We start from the raw sequence: 19,695 nt of genomic DNA, 5'->3' as shown, positions 1-19,695 counted from the left end.
CCCCATGTTCATTTCCCCACGCGCAGGAGACCCATTTCGATGATCCACACCCTCAAGGCCCTGGGCGGCATGGTGGTCGCACCCCATCACCTGGCGGCACAGGCCGGGCGCGATGTGCTGCGCGACGGTGGCAACGCGGTCGAGGCCATGGTGGCCGCCGCCGCCGCCATCGCCGTGGTCTACCCCCACATGAACGCCATCGGCGGCGACGGTTTCTGGCTGATCCACGAACCGGGCCGGCCGGTGGTGGCGATCGACGCCAGCGGTCCGGCCGCCGCGCTGGCCACGCGCGACTTCTACGCCGGCCTGCAGGAGATTCCCGCGCGCGGCCCCACCGCCGCGCTGACCGTGGCCGGCACCCTCGGCGGCTGGGCCGAGGCGCTGAACGTGGCCGCGCCCTGGGGCCAGGCCCTGCCGCTGCCGCGCCTGCTGGCCGACGCGATCCGCCACGCGCGCGACGGCGTGGTGGTGACCACCAGCCAGGCCGCCCTGACGCGTCAGAAGCTCGACGGCCTGAAAGACGCGCCGGGTTTCGCTGCCACCTACCTCGTGGACGGCCAGCCGCCCGAGCCCGGCCAGTTGCTGCGGCAACCCGCGCTGGGCCAGACCCTGGCCACGCTGGCCGAACGCGGCCTGGACGACTTCTACCGCGGCGAGCTGGGCCGGCGCATCGGGGCCGAGCTGGAACGCCTGGGCAGCCCGCTGCGCGCCAGTGACCTCGCGGCCTACCGCGCGAAGCGCGTCCAGCCGCTTGCGGTGCGCCTGAAGGACAGCACGGTCTACAACCTGCCGCCGCCCACGCAGGGCCTGTCGGCGTTGATGATCCTCGGCCTGTTCGACCGCCTGGGCGTGAGCGAAGGCGAGGGCTTCGAGCACCTGCACGGTCTGGTGGAGGCCACCAAGCGCGCCTTCCGCGTGCGCGACCGCGTGGTGACCGACCCGGGGCGCGTGCCGGCCGACCCGCAAAGCCTGCTGGAGGCCGCCTCGCTGGACACCCTGGCCGCGCAGATCGACCCGCGCCAGGCCCTGCCCTGGCCCGACCCGGCCGCGCCGGGCGACACCATCTGGATGGGCGCGATCGACGCCCAGGGCCGCTCGGTCAGCTTCATCCAGAGCGTGTACTGGGAATTCGGCTCGGGCACCGTGCTGCAGGACACCGGCATCTGCTGGCAGAACCGCGGCACCAGCTTCTCGCTCGACCCGCAGGCGCTGAACCACCTCGAGCCGGGCCGCCAGCCCTTCCACACGCTCAACCCTTCGCTGGCGCTGTTCGACGACGGCCGCGTGATGCCCTACGGCACCATGGGCGGCGAAGGCCAGCCGCAGACGCAGGCCGTGGTGTTCACGCGCTACGCGCGCTTTGGCCAGCCACTGCAGCAGGCCGTGAGCGCGCCGCGCTGGCTGCTGGGCCGCACCTGGGGCGACAAGAGCACCACCCTCAAGCTGGAGAGCCGCTTCGACCCCGCCCTGGTGCAGGCCCTGCGCGACGCCGGCCACGTGATCGAGGAACTGCCCGAGGCCTTCAGCGACACCATGGGCCACGCAGGCGCGCTGGTGCGCCACCCCGACGGGGTGATCGAGGGCGCGGCCGACCCGCGCAGCGATGGCGGCGTGGCGGCGCTGTGAGGGCCGTCGAGAGCGCCGGCGCGGGTGAGCGCCTGATGTTCATCGACCTGCTCAAGGCCGTGGGCTCGCAGCTGATCGTGCTGCACCACCTCGCCTTCTACGGCCCCATGTCGGACTGGACACACCGGCTCGCGCCCGAGCTCGTGACCTGGTTCAGCCAGGACGCGCGCATGGCGGTGCAGGTCTTCCTGGTGGTCGCGGGGTTCCTCGCGGCGCGCAGCCTCGCGCCCGACGGCGTTCTGCGCACCGCCTCGCCGCTGGGCCAGGTCGGCCAGCGCTACGTGCGCACCGCCCTGCCCTACATTGCCTCGCTGCTGATCGCCATGCTGTGCACCGAGCTGGCCCGCCTGTGGATGGCGCACGACTCGCTTTCCGCGCCGCCCGGGCTGTGGCAGTTCGTCTCGCACGCGCTGCTGCTGCACACGCTGCTGGACGTGGACTCGCTCTCGGCCGGCGTCTGGTACGTGGCGATCGACTTCCAGCTCTACGCGCTGCTGCTGGGCCTGCTCTGGCTGGCGCGCCGCCAGCACGCGGCCGGCGCCTGGGCGCAGGCGCTGGTGGTGATCGTGGTGGCGGCCTCGCTGCTGCACTTCAACCGCGAGAGCGACTGGGACAGCTGGGCGCTGTACTTCTTCGGCGCCTACGGCCTGGGCGCGCTGACCTGGTGGGCCGCCCGCAGCGACGAGGCCTGGCGCAGCGGCCGCTGGCTGCTCGGCGCCCTGGTGACGATGACGCTGCTGGCGCTGGCGATCGACTTCCGCGAGCGCATCGCGCTGGCGCTCGCGGTGTGTCTGGCGCTGGCCTGTTCGCAGCGCCAGGGCTGGCTGTTCACCTGGCCGCGCAACCGCGTGGTGGCTTACCTGAGCCGCATTTCCTACGCGGTGTTCCTGCTCAACTTCCCCATCGCGCTGGTGGTCAACGCGCTGTTCACGCGCTACGGCAACGCCGACGCCGAGGTGCAGACGCTCGGTGTGCTGCTGGCTTGGCTCGCGTGCAACGTGGCGGGGGCGCTGTTCCACCACGCGGTCGAACAACCGCTGGGCCGCATCGGGCGCCGGCGCGAGCCGGCCCTGGCCGGGACGGTGCCGCTCAGCGCCCGGTGAAGCGCGCGGCGCGCTTGGCCTGGAAGGACAACACGCCTTCGCGCGCGTCCTCGCTGTTCGCCAGGCGCTGCTGCGTGGCCTCGAATTCGTCGGCCGCGGCCATCGGGCCTTCTTCCACCGCCTTGAGCGCGTTGAGCCGCGTGGCCACCACCGCCAGCGGCGCCTGCTGGGCGATCGCCTGCGCGATGCGCAGGGCCTCGTCGAGCTCGCTGCCGGCGGGCACCACGCGCTGCACGAAATGCAGGCGCAGCGCCTCGGCGCTGTCGAACACGTCCGCCGTCAACAGGTGCAGCAGCGCGTTGCCCAGGCCCGCGCGCTCGACCATGCGCAGCGTGGCGCCGCCCGTGGCCATGATGCCTCGCTGCACCTCCAGCTGCGAGAAGCGGCAGTCGTCGGCCGCGACCACGATGTCGGCCGCCAGCATGAGCTCGATGCCCAGCGTGTAGGTGATGCCCTTGACAGCCACCACCATCGGCTTGCTGCGCCGACGCAGGCCGGGGCGGCCCAGGTTGAGCGGGTCCACCAGGCCCTCGGCGATGGCGCGTTCGCCGCGCTGCATCAGCGGCGCGAAGCTGGGCAGGTCCAGCCCGGCGGTGAAGTGGCCGCCCTCGGCGTGCAGCACGCCCACGCGCAGCGCGGGGTCGTCGTCGAGCCGGGTGTAGGCCTCGGCCAGCGCCTGCAGCATGGCCGGCGTGAAGCCGTTGCGCTTGGCCGCGCGGTCGATCGCGATCAGCAGCACAGGGCCTTGCACCTCGGTGCGGATGCGGCCTTCGGAAGGGGGTGTGGGTGCGTCGTCGTTCATGCGACCCATGGTAGTGAGGCGGGGCGCTGCGCTTGTCGCTGAGGCGTCATACACTGCGCCATGCCCGCCGCCCCGATCGACCCCGGCCGCTGCCCGCTCTGCGGCGCCGACAACCGCTGCGCCATGGAAATCCAGCGCGAGACCGGTGAACCCCAGCCACCCTGCTGGTGCGTGGATGCGACCTTCAGCCCCGATCTGTTCAAGCGCATCTCCGAGGCCGCGCGCGGCCAGGCCTGCATCTGCGCGGCCTGCGCGGCCCAGGCCCTGCGCGCGGCGCGCGAAGCGGCCGGCTAGGTGTTGAGTCTCAGGAGGTTGTTCATGGCCGGGATGCGGCTCATGGGCGGCTGATGGTTCAGAGCGGAGTGTGGGCGACACCAGTTGTAGGCGTCAATGAATGGCTGCAAAGCAGCCTGGCGCTGGGCTGAACTCTCGTAGGGCCGGGCATAGGCCCACTCGCGCAGGCTGGTCTGTACGAAGCGCTCGGCCTTGCCGTTGGTCTTGGGCGTGTAGGGCCGTGTGCGGATGTGCCGGATGCCCAGTTCCTGGCAGGCCGCCCCGAAGGTGTTCTTGTAGCCCGCGCCGTTGTCGGTCATGACGCGCTCGATGCGCACGCCCAGGCTGGCGTAGTAGTCCACGGCCTGGCGCAGGAACTGCACGCAGTTCAGGGCCGTCTCGTCGCTGAGTACCCGGGCAAAGGAGACCCGAGAGTGATCGTCGATGGCCAGGTGAACGGCATCCCAGCCAATGCCACGGTTGCGGTGCTGGCGTTGACCTGTGATGCGGTGGCCAACACCCTGGATGCGTCCCAGGCGCTTGGTGTCGATGTGCAACAACTCGCCAGGACTGGCCCGCTCATAGCGGTACACGGGCACGGGTGGTTGCAAGGCGCTCAAGCGGCTCAAGCCCAGGCGGGCCATGTGCCGGGCCACGGTGGCCAGGCTACGACCGCACTCGCGGGCGATGCGCCACAGCGGCTGGCGCTGTCGGCGATGCAGCTCGAACTGGCACACCTGCTCGGCGGGGCAGGCCGCTGGGCTGCGTCGAGGCCGGGAGCTGCGATCACACAGACCGCCTGGGCCCTCGGCCCTGAAGCGGGCCAGCCACTTGAAACCGGTTCGGCAACTCACGCCCACGGCCTGAGCCGCCGCCGCCATGCTCCACCCCTGATCCAGCACCCGGCCTATCAACAGGGCTCGACCTGCGGGCGTCAATCGAGCATGCTTATGACTGTTCATCTGTCTCTCCTGACTTGAGTTGCTTGGCCTGGTAACCACAGCTTCTCAAATCCGAGACAGATGAACAACCTATTGAGACTTCACAGCTAGGGCTCGCGCGGCGGGTGGTCCGGCTCGGACGGCGGCACCGGCGGTGGCGTGGGCGCCGCGCTGAGGCTGTGCAGCCACTCGCGCCAGATCGCCACCAGCAGCGCCATCAGCACCGGGCCCACGAACAGGCCGACAATGCCCATGGTCTTCACGCCACCCACCAGACCGAAGAAGGTCGGCAGGAAGGGCAGCTTCACCGGCCCGCCCACCAGGCGCGGGCGCAGGGTCTTGTCCACGATGAAGAGTTCGATCGAGCCCCAGGCGAACAGGCCCACGCCGGCCCACAGGTGGCCCGAGCCCACGAGGTAGAGCGAGACCAGGCTGAACGACAGCGGCGCGCCGCCGGGGATCAGCGCCATGAAACCGGTGGCCACGCCCAGCAGCACCGGCGAGGGGACCCCCGCCACCCAGTACGCCACGCCCAGCACCACGCCTTCGCCGATGGCGATCAGGCCCAGGCCGGTCACGGTGGCGCTCACGGTGGCCGGCACCACACGCGAGAAACGCTGCCACTGCAGCGGCAGGATGCGCTCGCCGATGGTGTCGAGCTGGCCGGCGATGCGCGCGCCGTCCTTGTAGACGAAGAACAGCGTGATCAGCATGAACAGCACCGTCAGCGCGAGGTTGACGGCATCGCCCGTGGCGCTGAGCACCATGCGATAGATGTTGCCGATGTGCTGGCCGCTGAGCAGCTGGATCCAGTCGCCCAGCGCGTGCGGCTCGCCCAGGTGCTCGCGCCAGTAGGAGGCCAGCGTCTCGCCCACCCAGGGCAGGGCTTCGATCCACTGCGGCGGCGGGGCGCCGTAGCGGTTCACGTCCAGCAGCCAGGCCACCAGCCCACCCGCCTCCTTCAGCGCGTAGTGCAAGGCCAGGCTCAGCGGCACCACCAGCACCACGACCACCACCACCAGGGCCAGGCTGGCCGCCAGCGCGGTGCGCCCGCCGCAGGCGCGCACGCCCCGGCGGTACAGCGGCCAGCTGGCGAAACCGATGATGAGCGCGGCCAGCACCGGCACCAGGAAGCCACGGAAGAAGTAGACACCGGCCGCCACGATCAGCAGCAGCAGGCCGCGAATGATCAGTGAAGCGTTCGGGACAGGTGGCATGGAGGGAGAAGGGGCGCGGAGAGAGACAAAGAGACCTGGGGCAATATACCCGACCCCCCTACAGTGCCCGATGACGCGCGCCCGTTCGCGGTCCGGCCCGCAAAGGCGCTAAGCTTGACCGTCACCACGGCACCCACCCCATGAGCCCACCGCCCGACCATTCCCTGCCCGCTTTGCGCGAACGGTACGGCGAGCGTTACCGCTGGCTGCTGCTGCTTTCGGTGATGGTCGGCACCATGGCGGCCATCATGTCGTCCACCATCATCAACGTGGCGATTCCCGACATGAGCCACCACTTCACGCTCGGCCAGGAGCGCGCGCAGTGGGTCACTTCCGGCTTCATGGCGGCCATGACGGTCTCCATGCTCACCACCCCCTGGCTGCTGGCGCGCTACGGCTACCGGCGCACCTACGTGGGCTGCATGTGCCTGCTGATGGCGGGCGGCATCGCCGGCGGCTTCGCCAACGACTACCCGGTGGTGCTGGCCGCGCGCGTGGCCGAGGGCCTGGCCGCGGGCGTGGTGCAGCCGATCCCGGCCATCATCATCCTGCGCGCCTTCCAGCCCCACGAGCAGGGCCGGGCCAGCGGCATCTTCGGCATGGGCGTGGTGCTCGCACCCGCGCTCGGGCCCAGCATCGGCGGCCTGCTGGTGGACGGTTTCGGCTGGCGCTCGATCTTCTTCATGGTGGTGCCGTTCTGCCTGGCCTCGCTCTGGCTCGCACACCGCTTCGTGCCCACCACCTCGCCGGGTGGCGCCGCCGCCAACCCGCAGGGCGGCGGACTGGACTGGCGCGGCCTGCTGCTGGCCGCCGTGGGCACGCTGTGCCTGCTCAACGGCCTGGTCGAGCTGCACGGCGGCACCGCCACCACGGCCACCCTGCTGCTGGGTGGCGCGTTCCTGGCGCTGCTGGCCTTCGTGGTGCTGGAGCGGCGAACGCTGCGCGCGCGCCGGCGCCAGCCCGACCAAGGCACGGACCCGCTCATGAACCTCACGCTGTTCAAGGACCGGCGCTTCGCGATGGGCAGCATCGTGGCCTTCATCTACGGCATCGCCCTGTTCGGCTCCACCTACCTGCTGCCGGTCTACATGCAGAGCGGCCTGGGCCTCTCGGCCTCCCACGTCGGCACCATCCTGCTGCCGGCCGGGCTGGTGCTGGCGGTGGCCATCGCAATGGTGGGGCGCCTGGCCGACGAGCAGCCCACGCACCGGCTGGTGAGCATCGGCCTGGTGCTGCTCTCCGCGTCGTTCGGTCTCATGGCCACCATCGACCCCAGCCGCCCGGCGCAGATCATCCCGCTGCTGGTGACCTGGGCCATCGTCGGCCGCATCGGCCTGGGCTTCATCCTGCCCTCGCTCAACATCGGCGCCATGCGCGGGCTCGAGCGCGTGGACATCGCACAGGGCGCGAGCGTCATCAACTTCCTGCGCATGCTCGGCGGCGCGGCCGGCGTGAGCCTGTGCGGCATCGTGCTCGAATGGCGCCTGGCCGCGCACGGCGCGCAGCTCACCACCGGCGGCGTGGCCACCCCGGCGCGCGTGGCGGCGTTCGAGGAAACCTTTCTGATGCTCGCGGCCATCTGTGCGCTCGCACTGACCGCCGCGCTGAGACTCAAGGCGGCGCCCTCGGCCCAGGCGTCACAATAAACAGCATGTGCCAACTGCTCGGACTCAATTGCGCCACGCCGACCGACGCGGCCTTCAGCTTCACCGGTTTCTGCCAGCGCGGCGGCAAGACCGACCACCACGCCGATGGCTGGGGCATCGCCTTCTTCGAAGGCAAGGGCCTGCGGCTGTTCGTGGACCACCAGAGCGCGTCCGACTCGCCGATGGCGGCCTTCCTGCAGCAGTACCCGCTCAAGAGCCGCAACATCATCGCCCACGTGCGCAAGGCCACCATCGGCGCCGTGGCGCTGGAAAACGCCCATCCCTTCGTGCGCGAACTCTGGGGCCGCCAGTGGGTGTTCGCGCACAACGGCGACCTCAAGGACTACGCGCCCACGCTGCACAGCCACTTCCGCCCGGTGGGCACCACCGACAGCGAGCGCGCCTTCTGCTGGCTGATGCAGGAACTCGCCAAGTCGCACGCCGGCCTGCCCGATGTGCGCGAACTCACCCTCACGCTGCGCGAGCTGGTGCCGCAGGTGCGCCAGTTCGGCACCTTCAATTTCCTGCTCTCCAACGGCGAGGCCCTGTGGGCCCACTGCAGCACCAAGCTGCACTGGCTGGTGCGCCAGCACCCGTTCGCCCAGGCCACGCTGATGGACCAGGACTGGACGGTGAACTTCGCCGAACTCAACCACCCCGGCGACCGCGCCGCCGTGGTCGTGACCACGCCACTGACCAGCAACGAACAATGGACCGCCTTCGAGCCCAACGAGCTCAAGGTGTTCGTGGACGGCCTGCCCCTGCCGTGATTTCCCGGATGCGCTGGGCCGGACCCGGGGCTACCATGGCGTCTCCAACATACCCCCAGGGGCATACCACCCGGCCCTGGCGGCGCCCCACATCAAGGAGACACCGATGCAAAGACGACACCTGATGGCCGGTGGCCTGGCCGCCGCGGTCCTGCCCCCGTTCGGATTCGCGCAGGGCGTGGAGAAACCCAAGGTCACGATCGCCGTGGGCGGCAAGAACCTGCTGTACTACCTGCCGCTGACCATCGCCGAACAGCTGGGCTACTTCAAGGCCGAGGGACTGGACGTGACCATCGTCGACTTTGCGGGCGGCTCGCGCGCGCTGGCCGCGGTGGTGGGTGGCAGCGCCGACGTGGTCTCCGGCGCCTTCGAGCACACGGTCAACATGCAGTTCAAGGGCCAGCCCATGCGCGCCTTCGCGCTGCAGGGCCTGGCACCGCAGATCGTGCTCGGCGTCAACCCCAAGACCATGGGCGGCTACAAGGCCATCACCGACCTCAAGGGCAAGAAGATCGGCGTGACCGCGCCGGGCAGCTCGACCAACGTGATGGTCAACTTCGTGCTCGCCAAGGCCGGCCTCAAGCCCAGCGACGTGAGCATCGTCGGCGTGGGCGCGGGCAACGGTGCGGTGGCCGCGATGCGCGCGGGCCAGATCGACGCCATCAGCAACCTCGACCCGGTCATCACCCTGCTGCAGCGCTCGGGCGACCTCAAGATCATCTCCGACACGCGCATCGTGGCCGAGTCGGCCAAGGTGTTCGGGGGCCCCATGCCTGCGGCCTGCCTCTACGCGCCCCAGCCCTTCCTGGACAGGAACCCCAACACCGCACAGGCGCTCACCAATGCCATCGTGCGCGCCGACAAGTGGATCCAGGCCGCCGGTCCGGGCGACATCATCAAGGCCGTGCCCGAGAGTTACCTGCTGGGCGACCGCGCGGTCTACATCGACGCGTTCATGGCCGCCAAGGGCGCGCTCTCGCCCGATGGCAGCTTCCCGGCCAAGGGCGCGGACACCGCCTTTCGCGCGCTGGCCAGCGTGGACGCCGAACTGGCCAAGGCCAAGCTGGACCTGAACGCCGTCTACACCAACAGCTTCGTGCAGAAGGCCAACGCGAAATACCCGAAGGGTTGATGTGACGAGTCCAGCCGCGATCGACCTGCAGGGCGTGTCCTGCACCTTCATCAGCAAGGACGACCCCGGCCAGCGCTACACGGCGGTGCAGAACGTCACCCTGACCGTGGGCGCGGGCGAGTTCGTGAGCGTGGTGGGCCCCACCGGCTGCGGCAAGAGCACGCTGCTCAACGTCGCGGCCGGCCTGCTCGCGCCCAGCACCGGCACCGTGCAGGTCTTCGGCCAGCCGCTGCAGGGCATCAACACGCGCGCCGGCTACATGTTCCAGACCGAGAGCCTCATGCCTTGGCGCACCGCCTTGGGCAATGTGATGGCGGGCCTGTCGTTCCGTGGCGTGGCCGAAGCCCAAGCGCGCGCCCAGGCCGAGGACTGGCTGCGCCGCGTGGGCCTGGGCGGTTTTGGCGACCGCTACCCGCACCAGATGAGCGGCGGCATGCGCAAGCGCGCCAGCCTGGCGCAGACCCTGGTGCTCGACCCCGACATCATCCTGATGGACGAACCCTTCTCCGCGCTCGACATCCAGACCCGCCAGCTGATGGAGAACGAGGTGCTCGACCTCTGGGCCGCGAAGAAGAAGGCCGTCTTGTTCATCACGCACGACCTGGATGAGGCGATCGCCATGAGCGACCGCGTGGTGGTGCTCAGCGCCGGCCCGGCCAGCCACCCGATCGGCGAGTTCGCCATCGACATCCCGCGCCCGCGCGATGTGGCCGAGATCAAGACCAGCGCCCGCTTCGTCGAGCTGCACGCCGCCATCTGGGCGGTGATGCGCGAGGAGGTGCTCAAGGGCTACCAGCAACAACTCAAGGCGGCCTGAACCCATGTGGAAGCACATCAAACCGCAGCCGTCCACGCTGCGCCTGTGGCAAGGAGCGCTGCTGGTGGCGCTCATCGTGTTCTGGTACCTGATGACCACGCCCGGGCTGGTGCCGCCCTTCATGTTCGACAACGACCGCCAGGCCGCCTTCTTCTTCGGTGAGCCACTGCGCGTGGCCGAGCGCATCTGGACCTGGTTCGTGCGCGACGCCGACATCTACCAGCACCTGGGCGTGACGCTCACCGAGACCGTGCTGGCCTTCGCCATCGGCGCCGTCGGCGGCCTGGCCGGCGGCCTGTGGCTGGCGCTCTCGCCCATGGCCTCGGCCATCCTGGAGCCTTACATCAAGGCCATGAACTCCATGCCGCGCATCATCCTCGCGCCCATCTTCGCGGTGTGGTTCGGGCTGGGCATCGCCAGCAAGGTGGCGCTGGGCGTGACGCTGGTGTTCTTCATCGTGTTCTTCAACGTCTACCAGGGCGTGAAGGAGGTCAGCCCGGTGATCCTGGCCAATGCGCGCATGCTGGGCGCGAGCCAGAAGCAGCTGCTGCGCCACGTCTACCTGCCCAGTGCCACGAGCTGGGTGTTCAGCTCGCTGCACACCTCGGTGGGCCTGGCCTTCGTGGGCGCGGTGGTGGGCGAGTACCTGGGGTCGAGCCAGGGCGTGGGCTACCTGATCCTGCAGGCCGAGGGCAGCTTCGACATCAACACCGTGATGGCCGGCATCGTCGTGCTCACGCTGTTCGCGCTGGCGCTCGACGCGGCCGTGGGCCGGATCGAGAAGCGGCTCATGAAATGGCAGCCGCGCAGCGGCGAGACCGAGAAGCTCTGAGCCCTGGCGTTTACTTCATCCCGGGGGCCGAGGTGCTGTACGAGCGGCGCACCGGCGGTGCGCTGTTCGACGGCACCGGGTTGTAGCCACCGGCACTGCTGGAGCGGGCACGCGACGCCTCCTGCTGCTCGAGGTGGGCATTGAAGCGATCCACCCAGTCGTTGGCCTCGGCGTGCAGGGTGTCGATGTCGCCGGACTGGTTGCGCCGATCGCTGCGGGCTTTCTCGAAGGCAGCGATGTTCGCGGGCGTGGCGACCGCGGCCACGCGGTCCCAGCTGGCATCCGGCAGGCAACCCGACGCGGCGTGCACGGAGCAGCGGTAACGCGCCGACCCGGTCACCAGGGCGACGGCCTCGTCGGCATTGAAGTCGCGGCCGCTGGTGTGGCCCATGGCCGCTTCCGTGAACGCGTTCTCGGCCCGGCTCTTCAGGCGATCCAGGCAGGTGCGGTATTCATCGAGTGCCGTCTTGGCGGCGTTCCATTGCGCCTGGTTCGAGGGCATGGCGCGGTCGAAGGTCCCGCACATCTGACGCGCCGATTTCGACGCACGCGCCTCGTCCAGGGCCATCTTCAAGGCAGGCAGGAACATCTGGTCCAACGGCGCCTTGAGGTGAGCCGAAGGCGAGGCCTCGACGCGGGCGCGGGCGGCCTTGTAGGCCCGGTCAACCTCCTCCGGCGTGCGGGCCACCAGGGTGTCGATCTCGGCCAGCGCGGGGCTTTGCGCGTCGAGTTTCGCCACATGCTCGCGCACGCCCTTGAGGCATTCCGTGCGCAGGTTCCGGCTCTGCTGGGCAGCCGAACGCAGGTTGGCGGTCAGCAGCAGGTCCGTGGGCGACTTCAGTGCGATCGCCACGAAATCCTGATCCGTGACTTCGAAGCCACAGGTGCGCACGCCCACCTGGGCATACCGCATGGCCTCCTGGGCTTTCTCGGCCGACGCCTTGGCGGCCAGATCGCGCTCGAGCGGCAACCCGGCATTCACCCACCCGCTGTTGCCCGCGCGCAACCAGTAGAGCTTGCGGTAGCCGGCATCCACGGCCCGCTGCACGGCGAACACCGACAGCTGGCAGCGGTCATGGTGGCAGTAGAAAAGCAGGGGCGTGTCCTTCTCGCCCCCGGTGAACCGCTGAAAGGCTTTGGCGTACGCCTGGCGGATCTCGTCCGAATCACCGGCCACCTGGGGCATCTCGACCAGGGTGCCCGGGATCTTGTCCTGCGTCCGCATGGCCGCGACGACGGCCAGCCCGAGCCCCATCTGCTCGATCATGCAGTGGGCCTCGCGCGGGGAGATGGTGATGGCGCCTGGCACTTGCCGCGGCATGGCGCCTTCCGGAACCGATGTGCCCTTGGCGACCGCAGCGCGCGCTTCGCGCCCGGGCTGGCATTGCTGCTCCGCGGCGGCCAGCCGATCGCCGCGCGATTGGGCGGCGGCAGGCCCTGCGCTGAACAGCGCGGCAACAAGAACGGCGGCCAGGGAAATGTGCAGTCGCATGGTGCTCCGATCGGATCGATGGCCCTGTCGCGCCATGGGCGTCGCACACGTGCAAGGGCGATGCGGCATTTTGTAACAAGCTCATGCCCCCGCTGCCCATCCGTTCCGATGAAGTGCGAGAAATGCCACGCTGTGCGGCTTGTGGCGGGCGCTCGAAGCGGCCGTGGGCCGCGTCGGGAAGGGTGGACGGGTCAACCGGCCGGGCGACCGAAGCAGCGCTGGACGAAGTTCAGGCAACCGGTGCTCAGGCGCGAGAGAAAGCCCGGCCGAGGCAGCTGCGGTGGCAACTGTGCCAGCTGCTCGGCATGCACACGCACCAAGGGCGCACCCTGGCGAGAGAGGAATTTCTGCTGGCTGCCGTTGAGGTCGTCCTGATCCTTCTTCTCGCTGCGGTCGAGGAGGTTCAGGCGCACGGGGCCCTGCTGGGCGCTGGCGCTTCGGACAATCTCAACGGGGGGCTCTTCTGCCGGCTCTTCTGCCGGCGCCTCCGAGACCTCCTGCTCTTTCCCGACGTCCTCGCAGCGCTTCACCATCTCTTTCGCAAATTCTCTGAATTGCGTGTCTTTCATCAAATCCGTGACCCCCTGCAGGGACGTCCCACCGGGTGAATTGGAAAAATTGGACGAGACGGAGCTGGAGTTCATGGGGTCGTTGCAAGAAAACTGAAGGGCTTGGACTGGGTGAATCTCATATCCGAAAAGTTCAGCCGGCCCGCGCTTGTAACCAAAGCCGCTCCCGGCGCTACCACCTTCGTTTGACACCGTACAATTTTGGACTGTCCACTGCCCGAGCATCCCGGCCATGAACCCAGACCATCCAGGCGCCGACCACCAGACCTGTGACGTGCTTGTGATCGGTGGCGGGCCTGCCGGCTCCACCGTCTCTCCGCTGCTGGCCGGCAAGGGCCACCGCGTCGTGATGCTCGAGAAGGCGCACCACCCGCGCTTTCACATCGGCGAATCCCTGCTGCCGGCCAACCTGCCACTGCTGGAGCGCCTGGGCGTGGCCGACGAGGTGCGCGCCATCGGGCAGCACAAGCCGGGCGCCGAGTTCGTCTCGCCGCACCACGCGCACACCCAGACCTTCGAGTTCGCCGACGCCTGGGACAAGTCCATGCCTTACGCCTACCAGGTCAAGCGCGCCGAGTTCGACGAGATCCTGTTCCGCAACGCCGCACGAAAAGGCGTGGAGGTGCACGAAGGCTGCAAGGCACGCTCGGTGGAGTTCCTGCCCGACCGCACGGTGCGCGTGCACGCCGAGCACGACGACGGCCGCACCAGCGTGTGGAACGCGAAATTCCTGGTGGACGCCTCGGGCCGCGACACATTTCTTGCATCCCGTTTCAAGATCAAGGAACGCAACCCCCACCACAACAGCGCGGCGGTCTACGGCCACTTCGCGAACGCGCGCCGCAACACCGGCGAGGCCGAGGGCAACATCACCATCTTCTGGTTCGACCACGGCTGGTTCTGGTTCATCCCGCTCACGGGCGGCGTCACCAGCGTGGGCATGGTGACCTGGCCGTACCACATGAAGGCGCGCGCCGGCCGCAGCATGGAGCAGTTCATGATGGACAACGTGGCCACTTGCGCGGGCCTGGCCGAGCGCCTGAAGGACGCGCACCGGGTGGCACCGGTGGAGGCCACTGGCAACTTCTCCTACGCCGCGCAACGCAACCACGGCGACAACTACCTGATGCTGGGCGACGCCTACACCTTCATCGACCCGGTGTTCTCCTCGGGCGTGTGGCTGGCCATGAACGGCGGCGAGCTCGGCGCGCAGACCATCGACACCTGCCTGCGCCAGCCCGCGCAGGCGCGCGCGGCGCTCAGGCGTTTCGACCGCCACAGCCGCCACGGACCCAAGGCGTTCTCGTGGTTCATCTACCGCGTGACCAACCCCATCATGCGCGACTTCTTCATGGGCCCACGCAACATCTTCCGCGTGAAAGAAGCCCTGCTGTCCACGCTGGCCGGCGACGTGTATGGCGGCGCGCCGATCGGGCGGTCGATGCTGGCTTTCAAGGCCCTGTACCTGCTGGCCAACCTCACCCAGCCCCGCCGCGCGTTCAACGCCTGGCGCAAGCGCCGCGTCAACATCCGGCCTGCGGACGAAACCGCCCTGGCCCGCACGCCGTGAGTTTGCAACACACCATCAGCCGCGTGCTCGCCGCGCCCGCCGACGGCGAGGTGCTGGGCGGCATGTCGATCGGGGAACAGAAGGACCTGGGCCCGATGGCCTGGCCGCACCAACCCCTGCGCGCGCCCGTGCTGCCTGCGGGCGCGCCAGCGGCGCACGAGCAGTGGCGCGTCGACGGCCCACTGCGCCAAGGCCGCGACGAGGGCATCCACTGGCGCCGCAACGCCGAACTGCTCTATGGCGTGATCGAGCTGAATGAGGCCGAACACGCCCCCACGGCCGAGGGCGGCTCGCCGCTGCAGACGGCGAGCCGGCTGCTCTACGAGCGCCTGTTCCGCCTGCTGCGCGCGCAGGGCACGCCGCACCTGTGGCGGGTCTGGAACTACATGGCCGACATCAACGGCGAGTCGCACGGGCTGGAGCGCTACCGCCAGTTCAACCTGGGCCGCTACGAGGCCTTCGTGCACGCGCAGCGCGAGACCGGCGGCCAGGTGCCCGCGGCCTGCGCCATCGGCGTGGCCGGTGGCCCGCTCTCGGTGGCCTTCCTGGCAGGCCGCTCGCCGGTGGTGCCGCTGGAGAACCCGCGCCAGGTTAGCGCCTGGCGCTACCCCTCGCAGTACGGGCCGCGCGCGCCCACCTTTTCGCGCGCCGCGCTGGCCTACCCGCGCGGGCGCGAGGCGCTGTTCGTCTCGGGCACGGCCAGCATCGTGGGGCACGCCACGGTGCATCCCGGCGATGTGGCCGCGCAGTGCGAGGAGACCGTGCGCAACATCGAGTGCCTGGTGCAGGAGGCCAACCGCGTGGCGCGCTCGGGCCGGCCGTTTTCGTTCACCGGCCTGCGCCACCGCGCCTACGTGCGCCACGCCGCCGACGTGGACACCGTGCAGCGCACGCTGCAGCCGCTGCTGCGCGGCGCTTCGCTGGTGTGCGTGCAGGCCGACATCTGCCGCGCAGACCTGCTGTTGGAAATCGAGAGCCAGGCCATCCACCCGCTGGGGTCGCCATGAGCACGGCGGCGACCCGCCCGACCTCGCTGCTGTGGAGCGTGTACGAGCACCTCGCGATGGTGGTGGGCCTGAGCGCGCTGGCGCTGGTGTGCCTGAGCTGGACGCCACCGGCGCTGGCCCTGTACCCGGTGTTGCCCCGGCCGCTGGGCCGCTGGCTCGGCCGCCAGGCCATCATGCGCGGCTTCCGCCTGTACGTCGGCATCCTGCGCCTGCTGTGCGCCTGCCGCTTCGACCTGTCCGAGATCGATGCGCTGCGCGACCAGGGGCCCATGGTCATCGCGGCCAACCACCCCTCGCTGCTCGACGCCGTGCTGATCACCTCGCGCCTGCCCAACGCGGTCTGCTTCATGAAGGCCGACCTGATGGACAACCCGCTGCTCGGCGCGGGCGCGCGCCTGGCGCGCTACGTGCGCAACGACAACCTGCTCACCGCCGTGCTGAACTGCCGCCGCGAGCTGCAACAGGGCGCGCAGGTGCTGATCTTCCCCGAGGGCACGCGCACGCGCGGCTACCCGGCGAACCCGATCAACCCGCTCTCGCGCTCCACCGCGCTGATCGCCGCCCGCGCCGGGGTGCCGGTGCAGACGCTGATCGTGGAGTTTTCCAGCCCCTACCTGGGCAAGGGCTGGCCGATCTGGCGCCGCCCCCTGTTGCCGCTGACCTGCCGCATCCGCCTGGGCCGGCGTTTCGAGGCGCCACGCAACCCGGGCGCCTTCACGCAGGAGCTGGAAGACTATTTCCGTGCCATGCTCGACCCTTCTTCCCCACCGATGGCGTCGTCCGCCGCCGCCTGATCCATGCCCGTTTCCAGCACCACGCACCTGGTCCTCATTCCCAGCTACAACCCGGGCCGCAAGGTATTGGCCACGGTGCGCGCCGCGCGGGCCCAATGGACGCCCGTGTGGGTGGTGGTCGATGGCAGCACCGACGGCTCGGCCGACTGGCTGACCGAAGAGGCCGCCAAGGACCCGGGCCTGCGCGTGCTGGTGATGTCCGAGAACCAGGGCAAGGGCTCGGCCGTGCTGCACGGCATCACGGTCGCGGCACAGCAGGGCTTCACGCACGCCCTGACCATGGACTCCGACGGCCAGCACCCCGAAACCCTGATCCCCGACTTCATGGCCGCCTCGCAGGCCGAGCCCGAGGCCATGGTGTTGGGCAAGCCGGTGTTCGGCCCCGAAGCGCCCCTGGTGCGCGTGCTGGGCCGAAAGCTCTCGAACGGCTGGGCCAACCTGGAAACGCTGGGCGTCGGCATCGGCGATTCGCTCTACGGGTTTCGCGTCTACCCGATCGCGCCGCTGATGCGCGTGATGCACGGCACGCGCTTCATGCGCCGCTTCGACTTCGACCCCGAGGCCGTGGTGCGCCTGAGCTGGGCCGGCGTGCGGCCGATCAACATCGACGCCCCGGTGCGCTACTTCACGCCCGAAGAGGGTGGCGTCTCGCATTTCAACTACCTGCGCGACAACCTGCTGCTCAGCGGCATGCACACACGCCTGTTCACCGGCTTCGTGTTGCGCCTTCCCCTGCTGCTCTGGCGGCGCCTGACCGGCTGACGGCCGCACCGCCATGAACACCACCGAGATCTTCCTGATCGCCATGGCGATCATCTTCACCGTGCCGTGGCTGATCTGGCGGCTGGGGCGCACCGACTACTGGGCGCCGCTGGTGGTGGTGCAGATCGTCACCGGCATCCTGCTCGGCCCCGGCGTGCTGGGCAAGGCCTTCCCCGAATACCACGCCTTCGTCTTCAACCCGGCGGTGATCCAGTCGCTCAACGGCATCGCGTGGTGGGCCGTGATGCTGTTCGTGATGATCGCGGGCATCGAACTCGACCTGCGCCAGGCCTGGAAACACCGGCGCGAGAGCGGCATCACCGCCGGTCTGGCCCTGGGCGCACCCCTGCTGCTGGGCAGCGCGGCCGCGCTGGTGATGCTGGGCATGCCAGGCTGGATGGGCGCGTCTGCCCGGCCCTGGCAGTTCGTGCTCGGCGTGGGCATGGCCTGCGCGGTCACCGCGCTGCCCATCCTGATCCTGCTGATGGAGAAGCTGCAGCTGCTGCGCCAGCCGCTGGGCCAGCGCATCCTGCGCTATGCGAGCGTGGACGACATCGCGATCTGGGGCGTGCTCGCGCTGATCCTGATGGACTGGCAGCGCGTGGGCAAACAAGGCGCCTTCATCCTCGCCTTCGTCGTGCTGAGCTGGGCCTTCCGCCACCTGATGCGCCGCCTGGCCGAAGCCGACCGCTGGGCCGTCGCGCTGATCTGGCTCGCGGTCTGCGCGTTCGGCGCCGACTGGTCGGGCCTGCACTACATGGTGGGCGCCTTCCTGGCGGGTGTGGTGATGGACGCTGACTGGTTCGACCAGGACAAGCTGGACCAGCTGCGCCACCACGTGCTGCTGGTGATCATGCCGGTGTTCTTCCTCTCCACCGGCCTGCGCACCAACTGGGACGTGGGCGGTGCGGCGGTGTTCGGCATGGCGGCCCTGCTGCTGCTGGCCTCGGTCAGCGGCAAGCTGATCGGTGTGCACCTGGCCGGCCGCGTGCTGAAGTGGCCGCCGGGCGAGGCCTCCCTGATCGGCTGGCTGCTGCAGACCAAGGCGCTGATCATGATCATCTTCGCCAACATCCTGCTGGACAAGCACGTGATCACCAGCGAGACCTTCACCGCGCTGCTGCTGATGGCGGTGGCCAGCACCATGCTGACGGTGCCTATCGTGGAACCCAAGCTGCGCGGCGCCGCGCGGGGCGCCAGCGCGCTGCGCCATTCCTGACGGCAGGCTCAGAACTGCAGGAAGCTCACGCCCGCGCCCAGGCTGGTCTGGCGGAAGTTGTAGTCCGACAGCGTTTCGCCATAACCACTGAACAGCTGCACGTACCAGCGCAGCCCATTGGGTTGGTCGCGCACCACGGGGTAGGTCCATTCGAGCGACGTGCTCCCCCGGTTGCCACCCCGCAGCGTGCTGCGGTGCACCAGCGACGCGGTGTGCACCCCGCTCGCCCACCCGAGGTTGAACTCCGCCTTGCCCCGGTAGTCGATGAGGTCCGGGTTGTTGTCGGTCTCTTCGCGCTCCCGCAGGCGCTGGTTGAATTTCGTGGTGAAGGTCCAGTTGTCGCGTTCGAAGCCGGCGCCGAGGTACACGCGGTTCCAGCTGCGCGACAAGGGGTCGGACTGCCCATTCGACTGGTGCGCCACGCCCAGCTGGGTGAAGCGCCATTGCCAGCCCAGCGGCAAGGCGCGGAACTGCGGCGCGGTGGGCACCACGTAGATCAGTTCGGGCTGGTAATCGGTGTTGCGAAAGGGCCGCGAGTCGGCGTGGTTGTAGACCTGCCACATCGTCTGCAGGGTGAAGGCACCCCACAGGTCGCCCCCGGGGAAACCGACATCCTGCAGGAACTTGGTGCGCAGCGACAGCTGGAATTTCGCCTCTTCCCGGCGGTCATCGGGCGCAGTCACGGCCGCCTGCGTCGGCGACTGGGGCGAGCGGTTGATGCGGGAGGTGACGTGCACGGGCAGCACGTAGTTCGGGTGGTAGCCGACGAAATTGAACACACCGCGCTTGTCGGCCGGGTCCAGCTCCCAGAACTTGGCCAGCAGGCTGCTGGAAGAGGCCGGTGCGGCCGCCGGAGGCAGCTGCCCGCCCGACTGCGACAGCAGTGAAGGGGCCGGGGCCGCCGGGGCCGCTTCGCCCCCGAAGGGTTGCTGCGCCACCGGGGCGGTGGGCGCCGGCGCGCGCCCGGCGAGCTTGTCGTAACAGGTCAGGCGGTCGGCCGCAGCACCGATGGCGGCGCAGGCCTCCAGCGTGGGGGGCGTCTCGGTCTGCGCCCGTGCGGGCAGGCCTGCGGCGAGGCCGCACAGCAGGATGAACGGGGACAGGTTTTCAGGTTTCACAGGCA

Annotated in this window: 19 protein-coding genes; 13 read left to right on the top strand and 6 right to left on the bottom strand. The window is 69.5% G+C overall.

All coding sequences use genetic code 11. The annotated features are described in order from the left end of the window. The first annotated feature begins 39 nt into the window (after positions 1–39). Together ACODTB_RS18855 and ACODTB_RS18850 are read left to right on the top strand one after the other, a co-directional pair. Positions 40–1,626, top strand: coding sequence for a gamma-glutamyltransferase family protein (locus ACODTB_RS18855; protein WP_488929626.1), 1,587 nt, complete (start codon positions 40–42; stop codon positions 1,624–1,626). 35 nt (positions 1,627–1,661) lie between these two features. Beyond that, positions 1,662–2,729 (top strand): acyltransferase family protein, encoded by a 1,068-nt coding sequence (locus ACODTB_RS18850; protein WP_291117311.1) that lies wholly within the window; start codon positions 1,662–1,664, stop codon positions 2,727–2,729. On the opposite strand, the gene ACODTB_RS18845 is transcribed toward ACODTB_RS18850, so the two are convergent. Then, the gene (locus ACODTB_RS18845; protein ID WP_291117308.1) at positions 2,716–3,531 is read right to left on the bottom strand and encodes a crotonase/enoyl-CoA hydratase family protein; all 816 of its coding nucleotides are present in this window, start codon (positions 3,529–3,531) and stop codon (positions 2,716–2,718) included. The genes ACODTB_RS18850 and ACODTB_RS18845 overlap by 14 nt on opposite strands. 60 nt (positions 3,532–3,591) lie before the next feature. On the opposite strand from ACODTB_RS18845, the gene ACODTB_RS18840 reads away from it, so the two are divergent. Next, complete coding sequence (locus tag ACODTB_RS18840) at positions 3,592–3,825, top strand: cysteine-rich CWC family protein (protein ID WP_291117305.1); 234 nt, start codon at positions 3,592–3,594, stop codon at positions 3,823–3,825. Here ACODTB_RS18840 and ACODTB_RS18835 read toward each other — a convergent pair. Then, a complete protein-coding gene (locus tag ACODTB_RS18835; RefSeq protein WP_291117302.1) occupies positions 3,822–4,766 on the bottom strand; it encodes an IS481 family transposase in 945 nt (314 codons plus the stop codon). The two genes, ACODTB_RS18840 and ACODTB_RS18835, sit on opposite strands and share 4 nt — an antisense overlap. 86 nt (positions 4,767–4,852) lie before the next feature. Further along, on the bottom strand, positions 4,853–5,962 hold the full coding sequence (locus ACODTB_RS18830; RefSeq protein ID WP_291117299.1) for an AI-2E family transporter: 1,110 nt from the start codon (positions 5,960–5,962) through the stop codon (positions 4,853–4,855). 140 nt (positions 5,963–6,102) lie between these two features. Here ACODTB_RS18830 and ACODTB_RS18825 point away from each other — a divergent pair, with 140 nt between their 5' ends. The 5 genes from ACODTB_RS18825 (at position 6,103) to ACODTB_RS18805 (ending at position 11,159) form a co-directional block, all read left to right on the top strand. Next, entirely contained in the window at positions 6,103–7,608 is a 1,506-nt protein-coding gene (locus tag ACODTB_RS18825; protein WP_291117296.1) for a DHA2 family efflux MFS transporter permease subunit, read from the top strand. 5 nt (positions 7,609–7,613) lie between these two features. Continuing rightward, positions 7,614–8,378: a class II glutamine amidotransferase gene (locus ACODTB_RS18820; RefSeq protein WP_291117293.1), complete on the top strand. Its 765-nt coding sequence runs from the start codon at positions 7,614–7,616 to the stop codon at positions 8,376–8,378. A gap of 106 nt (positions 8,379–8,484) precedes the next feature. After that, positions 8,485–9,510: an ABC transporter substrate-binding protein gene (locus ACODTB_RS18815; protein ID WP_291117290.1), complete on the top strand. Its 1,026-nt coding sequence runs from the start codon at positions 8,485–8,487 to the stop codon at positions 9,508–9,510. Position 9,511: 1 nt separating this feature from the next. Continuing rightward, a complete protein-coding gene (locus tag ACODTB_RS18810) occupies positions 9,512–10,327 on the top strand; it encodes an ABC transporter ATP-binding protein (RefSeq protein ID WP_291117287.1) in 816 nt (271 codons plus the stop codon). A 4-nt stretch (positions 10,328–10,331) separates the two neighbouring features. Continuing rightward, entirely contained in the window at positions 10,332–11,159 is an 828-nt protein-coding gene (locus ACODTB_RS18805; protein ID WP_291117284.1) for an ABC transporter permease, read from the top strand. Between the two features lie 10 nt (positions 11,160–11,169). Here ACODTB_RS18805 and ACODTB_RS18800 read toward each other — a convergent pair whose 3' ends face one another. Next, positions 11,170–12,651, bottom strand: coding sequence for a rhodanese-like domain-containing protein (locus tag ACODTB_RS18800; RefSeq protein WP_291117281.1), 1,482 nt, complete (start codon positions 12,649–12,651; stop codon positions 11,170–11,172). Positions 12,652–12,842: 191 nt separating this feature from the next. Continuing rightward, a complete protein-coding gene (locus tag ACODTB_RS18795; protein WP_291117278.1) occupies positions 12,843–13,295 on the bottom strand; it encodes a hypothetical protein in 453 nt (150 codons plus the stop codon). Between the two features lie 157 nt (positions 13,296–13,452). Here ACODTB_RS18795 and ACODTB_RS18790 point away from each other — a divergent pair, with 157 nt between their 5' ends. From ACODTB_RS18790 to ACODTB_RS18770, 5 genes are read left to right on the top strand one after another with little or no spacing between them, the layout of a single operon-like run. Then, positions 13,453–14,790 carry an NAD(P)/FAD-dependent oxidoreductase gene (locus ACODTB_RS18790; protein ID WP_291117275.1) on the top strand — a complete coding sequence of 446 codons (1,338 nt, stop codon included), beginning with the start codon at positions 13,453–13,455 and terminating at the stop codon, positions 14,788–14,790. Then, positions 14,787–15,797, top strand: coding sequence for a chorismate transformation FkbO/Hyg5 family protein (locus ACODTB_RS18785; protein WP_488929625.1), 1,011 nt, complete (start codon positions 14,787–14,789; stop codon positions 15,795–15,797). Before ACODTB_RS18790 ends, ACODTB_RS18785 begins: the two co-directional genes overlap by 4 nt. Continuing rightward, positions 15,794–16,591: a lysophospholipid acyltransferase family protein gene (locus ACODTB_RS18780; RefSeq protein WP_291117269.1), complete on the top strand. Its 798-nt coding sequence runs from the start codon at positions 15,794–15,796 to the stop codon at positions 16,589–16,591. The genes ACODTB_RS18785 and ACODTB_RS18780 overlap by 4 nt, the downstream gene beginning before the upstream one ends. A gap of 3 nt (positions 16,592–16,594) precedes the next feature. Then, positions 16,595–17,353 (top strand): glycosyltransferase family 2 protein, encoded by a 759-nt coding sequence (locus tag ACODTB_RS18775; protein ID WP_291117266.1) that lies wholly within the window; start codon positions 16,595–16,597, stop codon positions 17,351–17,353. Positions 17,354–17,366: 13 nt separating this feature from the next. Continuing rightward, positions 17,367–18,572 carry a cation:proton antiporter gene (locus ACODTB_RS18770; protein WP_291117263.1) on the top strand — a complete coding sequence of 402 codons (1,206 nt, stop codon included), beginning with the start codon at positions 17,367–17,369 and terminating at the stop codon, positions 18,570–18,572. An 8-nt stretch (positions 18,573–18,580) separates the two neighbouring features. Here ACODTB_RS18770 and ACODTB_RS18765 read toward each other — a convergent pair whose 3' ends face one another. Then, entirely contained in the window at positions 18,581–19,690 is a 1,110-nt protein-coding gene (locus ACODTB_RS18765; protein ID WP_291117260.1) for a phospholipase A, read from the bottom strand. Positions 19,691–19,695 lie beyond the last annotated feature (5 nt).

The organism is Hydrogenophaga sp. FG152, assembly GCF_057809615.1.
The sequence above is the reverse complement of the archived record's forward strand: the minus strand, read 5'-3'. Positions and strand labels throughout refer to the sequence as shown.

Bases quoted from the DNA above. Each gene is read 5' to 3' on its own strand.
- ACODTB_RS18835 (WP_291117302.1), bottom strand. From the start codon at position 4,766: ATGAACAGTCATAAGCATGCTCGATTGACGCCCGCAGGTCGAGCCCTG.
- ACODTB_RS18845 (WP_291117308.1), bottom strand. From the start codon at position 3,531: ATGAACGACGACGCACCCACACCCCCTTCCGAAGGCCGCATCCGCACC.
- ACODTB_RS18825 (WP_291117296.1), top strand. From the start codon at position 6,103: ATGAGCCCACCGCCCGACCATTCCCTGCCCGCTTTGCGCGAACGGTAC.
- ACODTB_RS18805 (WP_291117284.1), top strand. From the start codon at position 10,332: ATGTGGAAGCACATCAAACCGCAGCCGTCCACGCTGCGCCTGTGGCAA.
- ACODTB_RS18780 (WP_291117269.1), top strand. From the start codon at position 15,794: ATGAGCACGGCGGCGACCCGCCCGACCTCGCTGCTGTGGAGCGTGTAC.
- ACODTB_RS18855 (WP_488929626.1), top strand. From the start codon at position 40: ATGATCCACACCCTCAAGGCCCTGGGCGGCATGGTGGTCGCACCCCAT.
- ACODTB_RS18790 (WP_291117275.1), top strand. From the start codon at position 13,453: ATGAACCCAGACCATCCAGGCGCCGACCACCAGACCTGTGACGTGCTT.
- ACODTB_RS18830 (WP_291117299.1), bottom strand. From the start codon at position 5,962: ATGCCACCTGTCCCGAACGCTTCACTGATCATTCGCGGCCTGCTGCTG.
- ACODTB_RS18775 (WP_291117266.1), top strand. From the start codon at position 16,595: ATGCCCGTTTCCAGCACCACGCACCTGGTCCTCATTCCCAGCTACAAC.
- ACODTB_RS18770 (WP_291117263.1), top strand. From the start codon at position 17,367: ATGAACACCACCGAGATCTTCCTGATCGCCATGGCGATCATCTTCACC.
- ACODTB_RS18850 (WP_291117311.1), top strand. From the start codon at position 1,662: ATGTTCATCGACCTGCTCAAGGCCGTGGGCTCGCAGCTGATCGTGCTG.
- ACODTB_RS18840 (WP_291117305.1), top strand. From the start codon at position 3,592: ATGCCCGCCGCCCCGATCGACCCCGGCCGCTGCCCGCTCTGCGGCGCC.
- ACODTB_RS18815 (WP_291117290.1), top strand. From the start codon at position 8,485: ATGCAAAGACGACACCTGATGGCCGGTGGCCTGGCCGCCGCGGTCCTG.
- ACODTB_RS18820 (WP_291117293.1), top strand. From the start codon at position 7,614: ATGTGCCAACTGCTCGGACTCAATTGCGCCACGCCGACCGACGCGGCC.
- ACODTB_RS18800 (WP_291117281.1), bottom strand. From the start codon at position 12,651: ATGCGACTGCACATTTCCCTGGCCGCCGTTCTTGTTGCCGCGCTGTTC.
- ACODTB_RS18795 (WP_291117278.1), bottom strand. From the start codon at position 13,295: ATGAACTCCAGCTCCGTCTCGTCCAATTTTTCCAATTCACCCGGTGGG.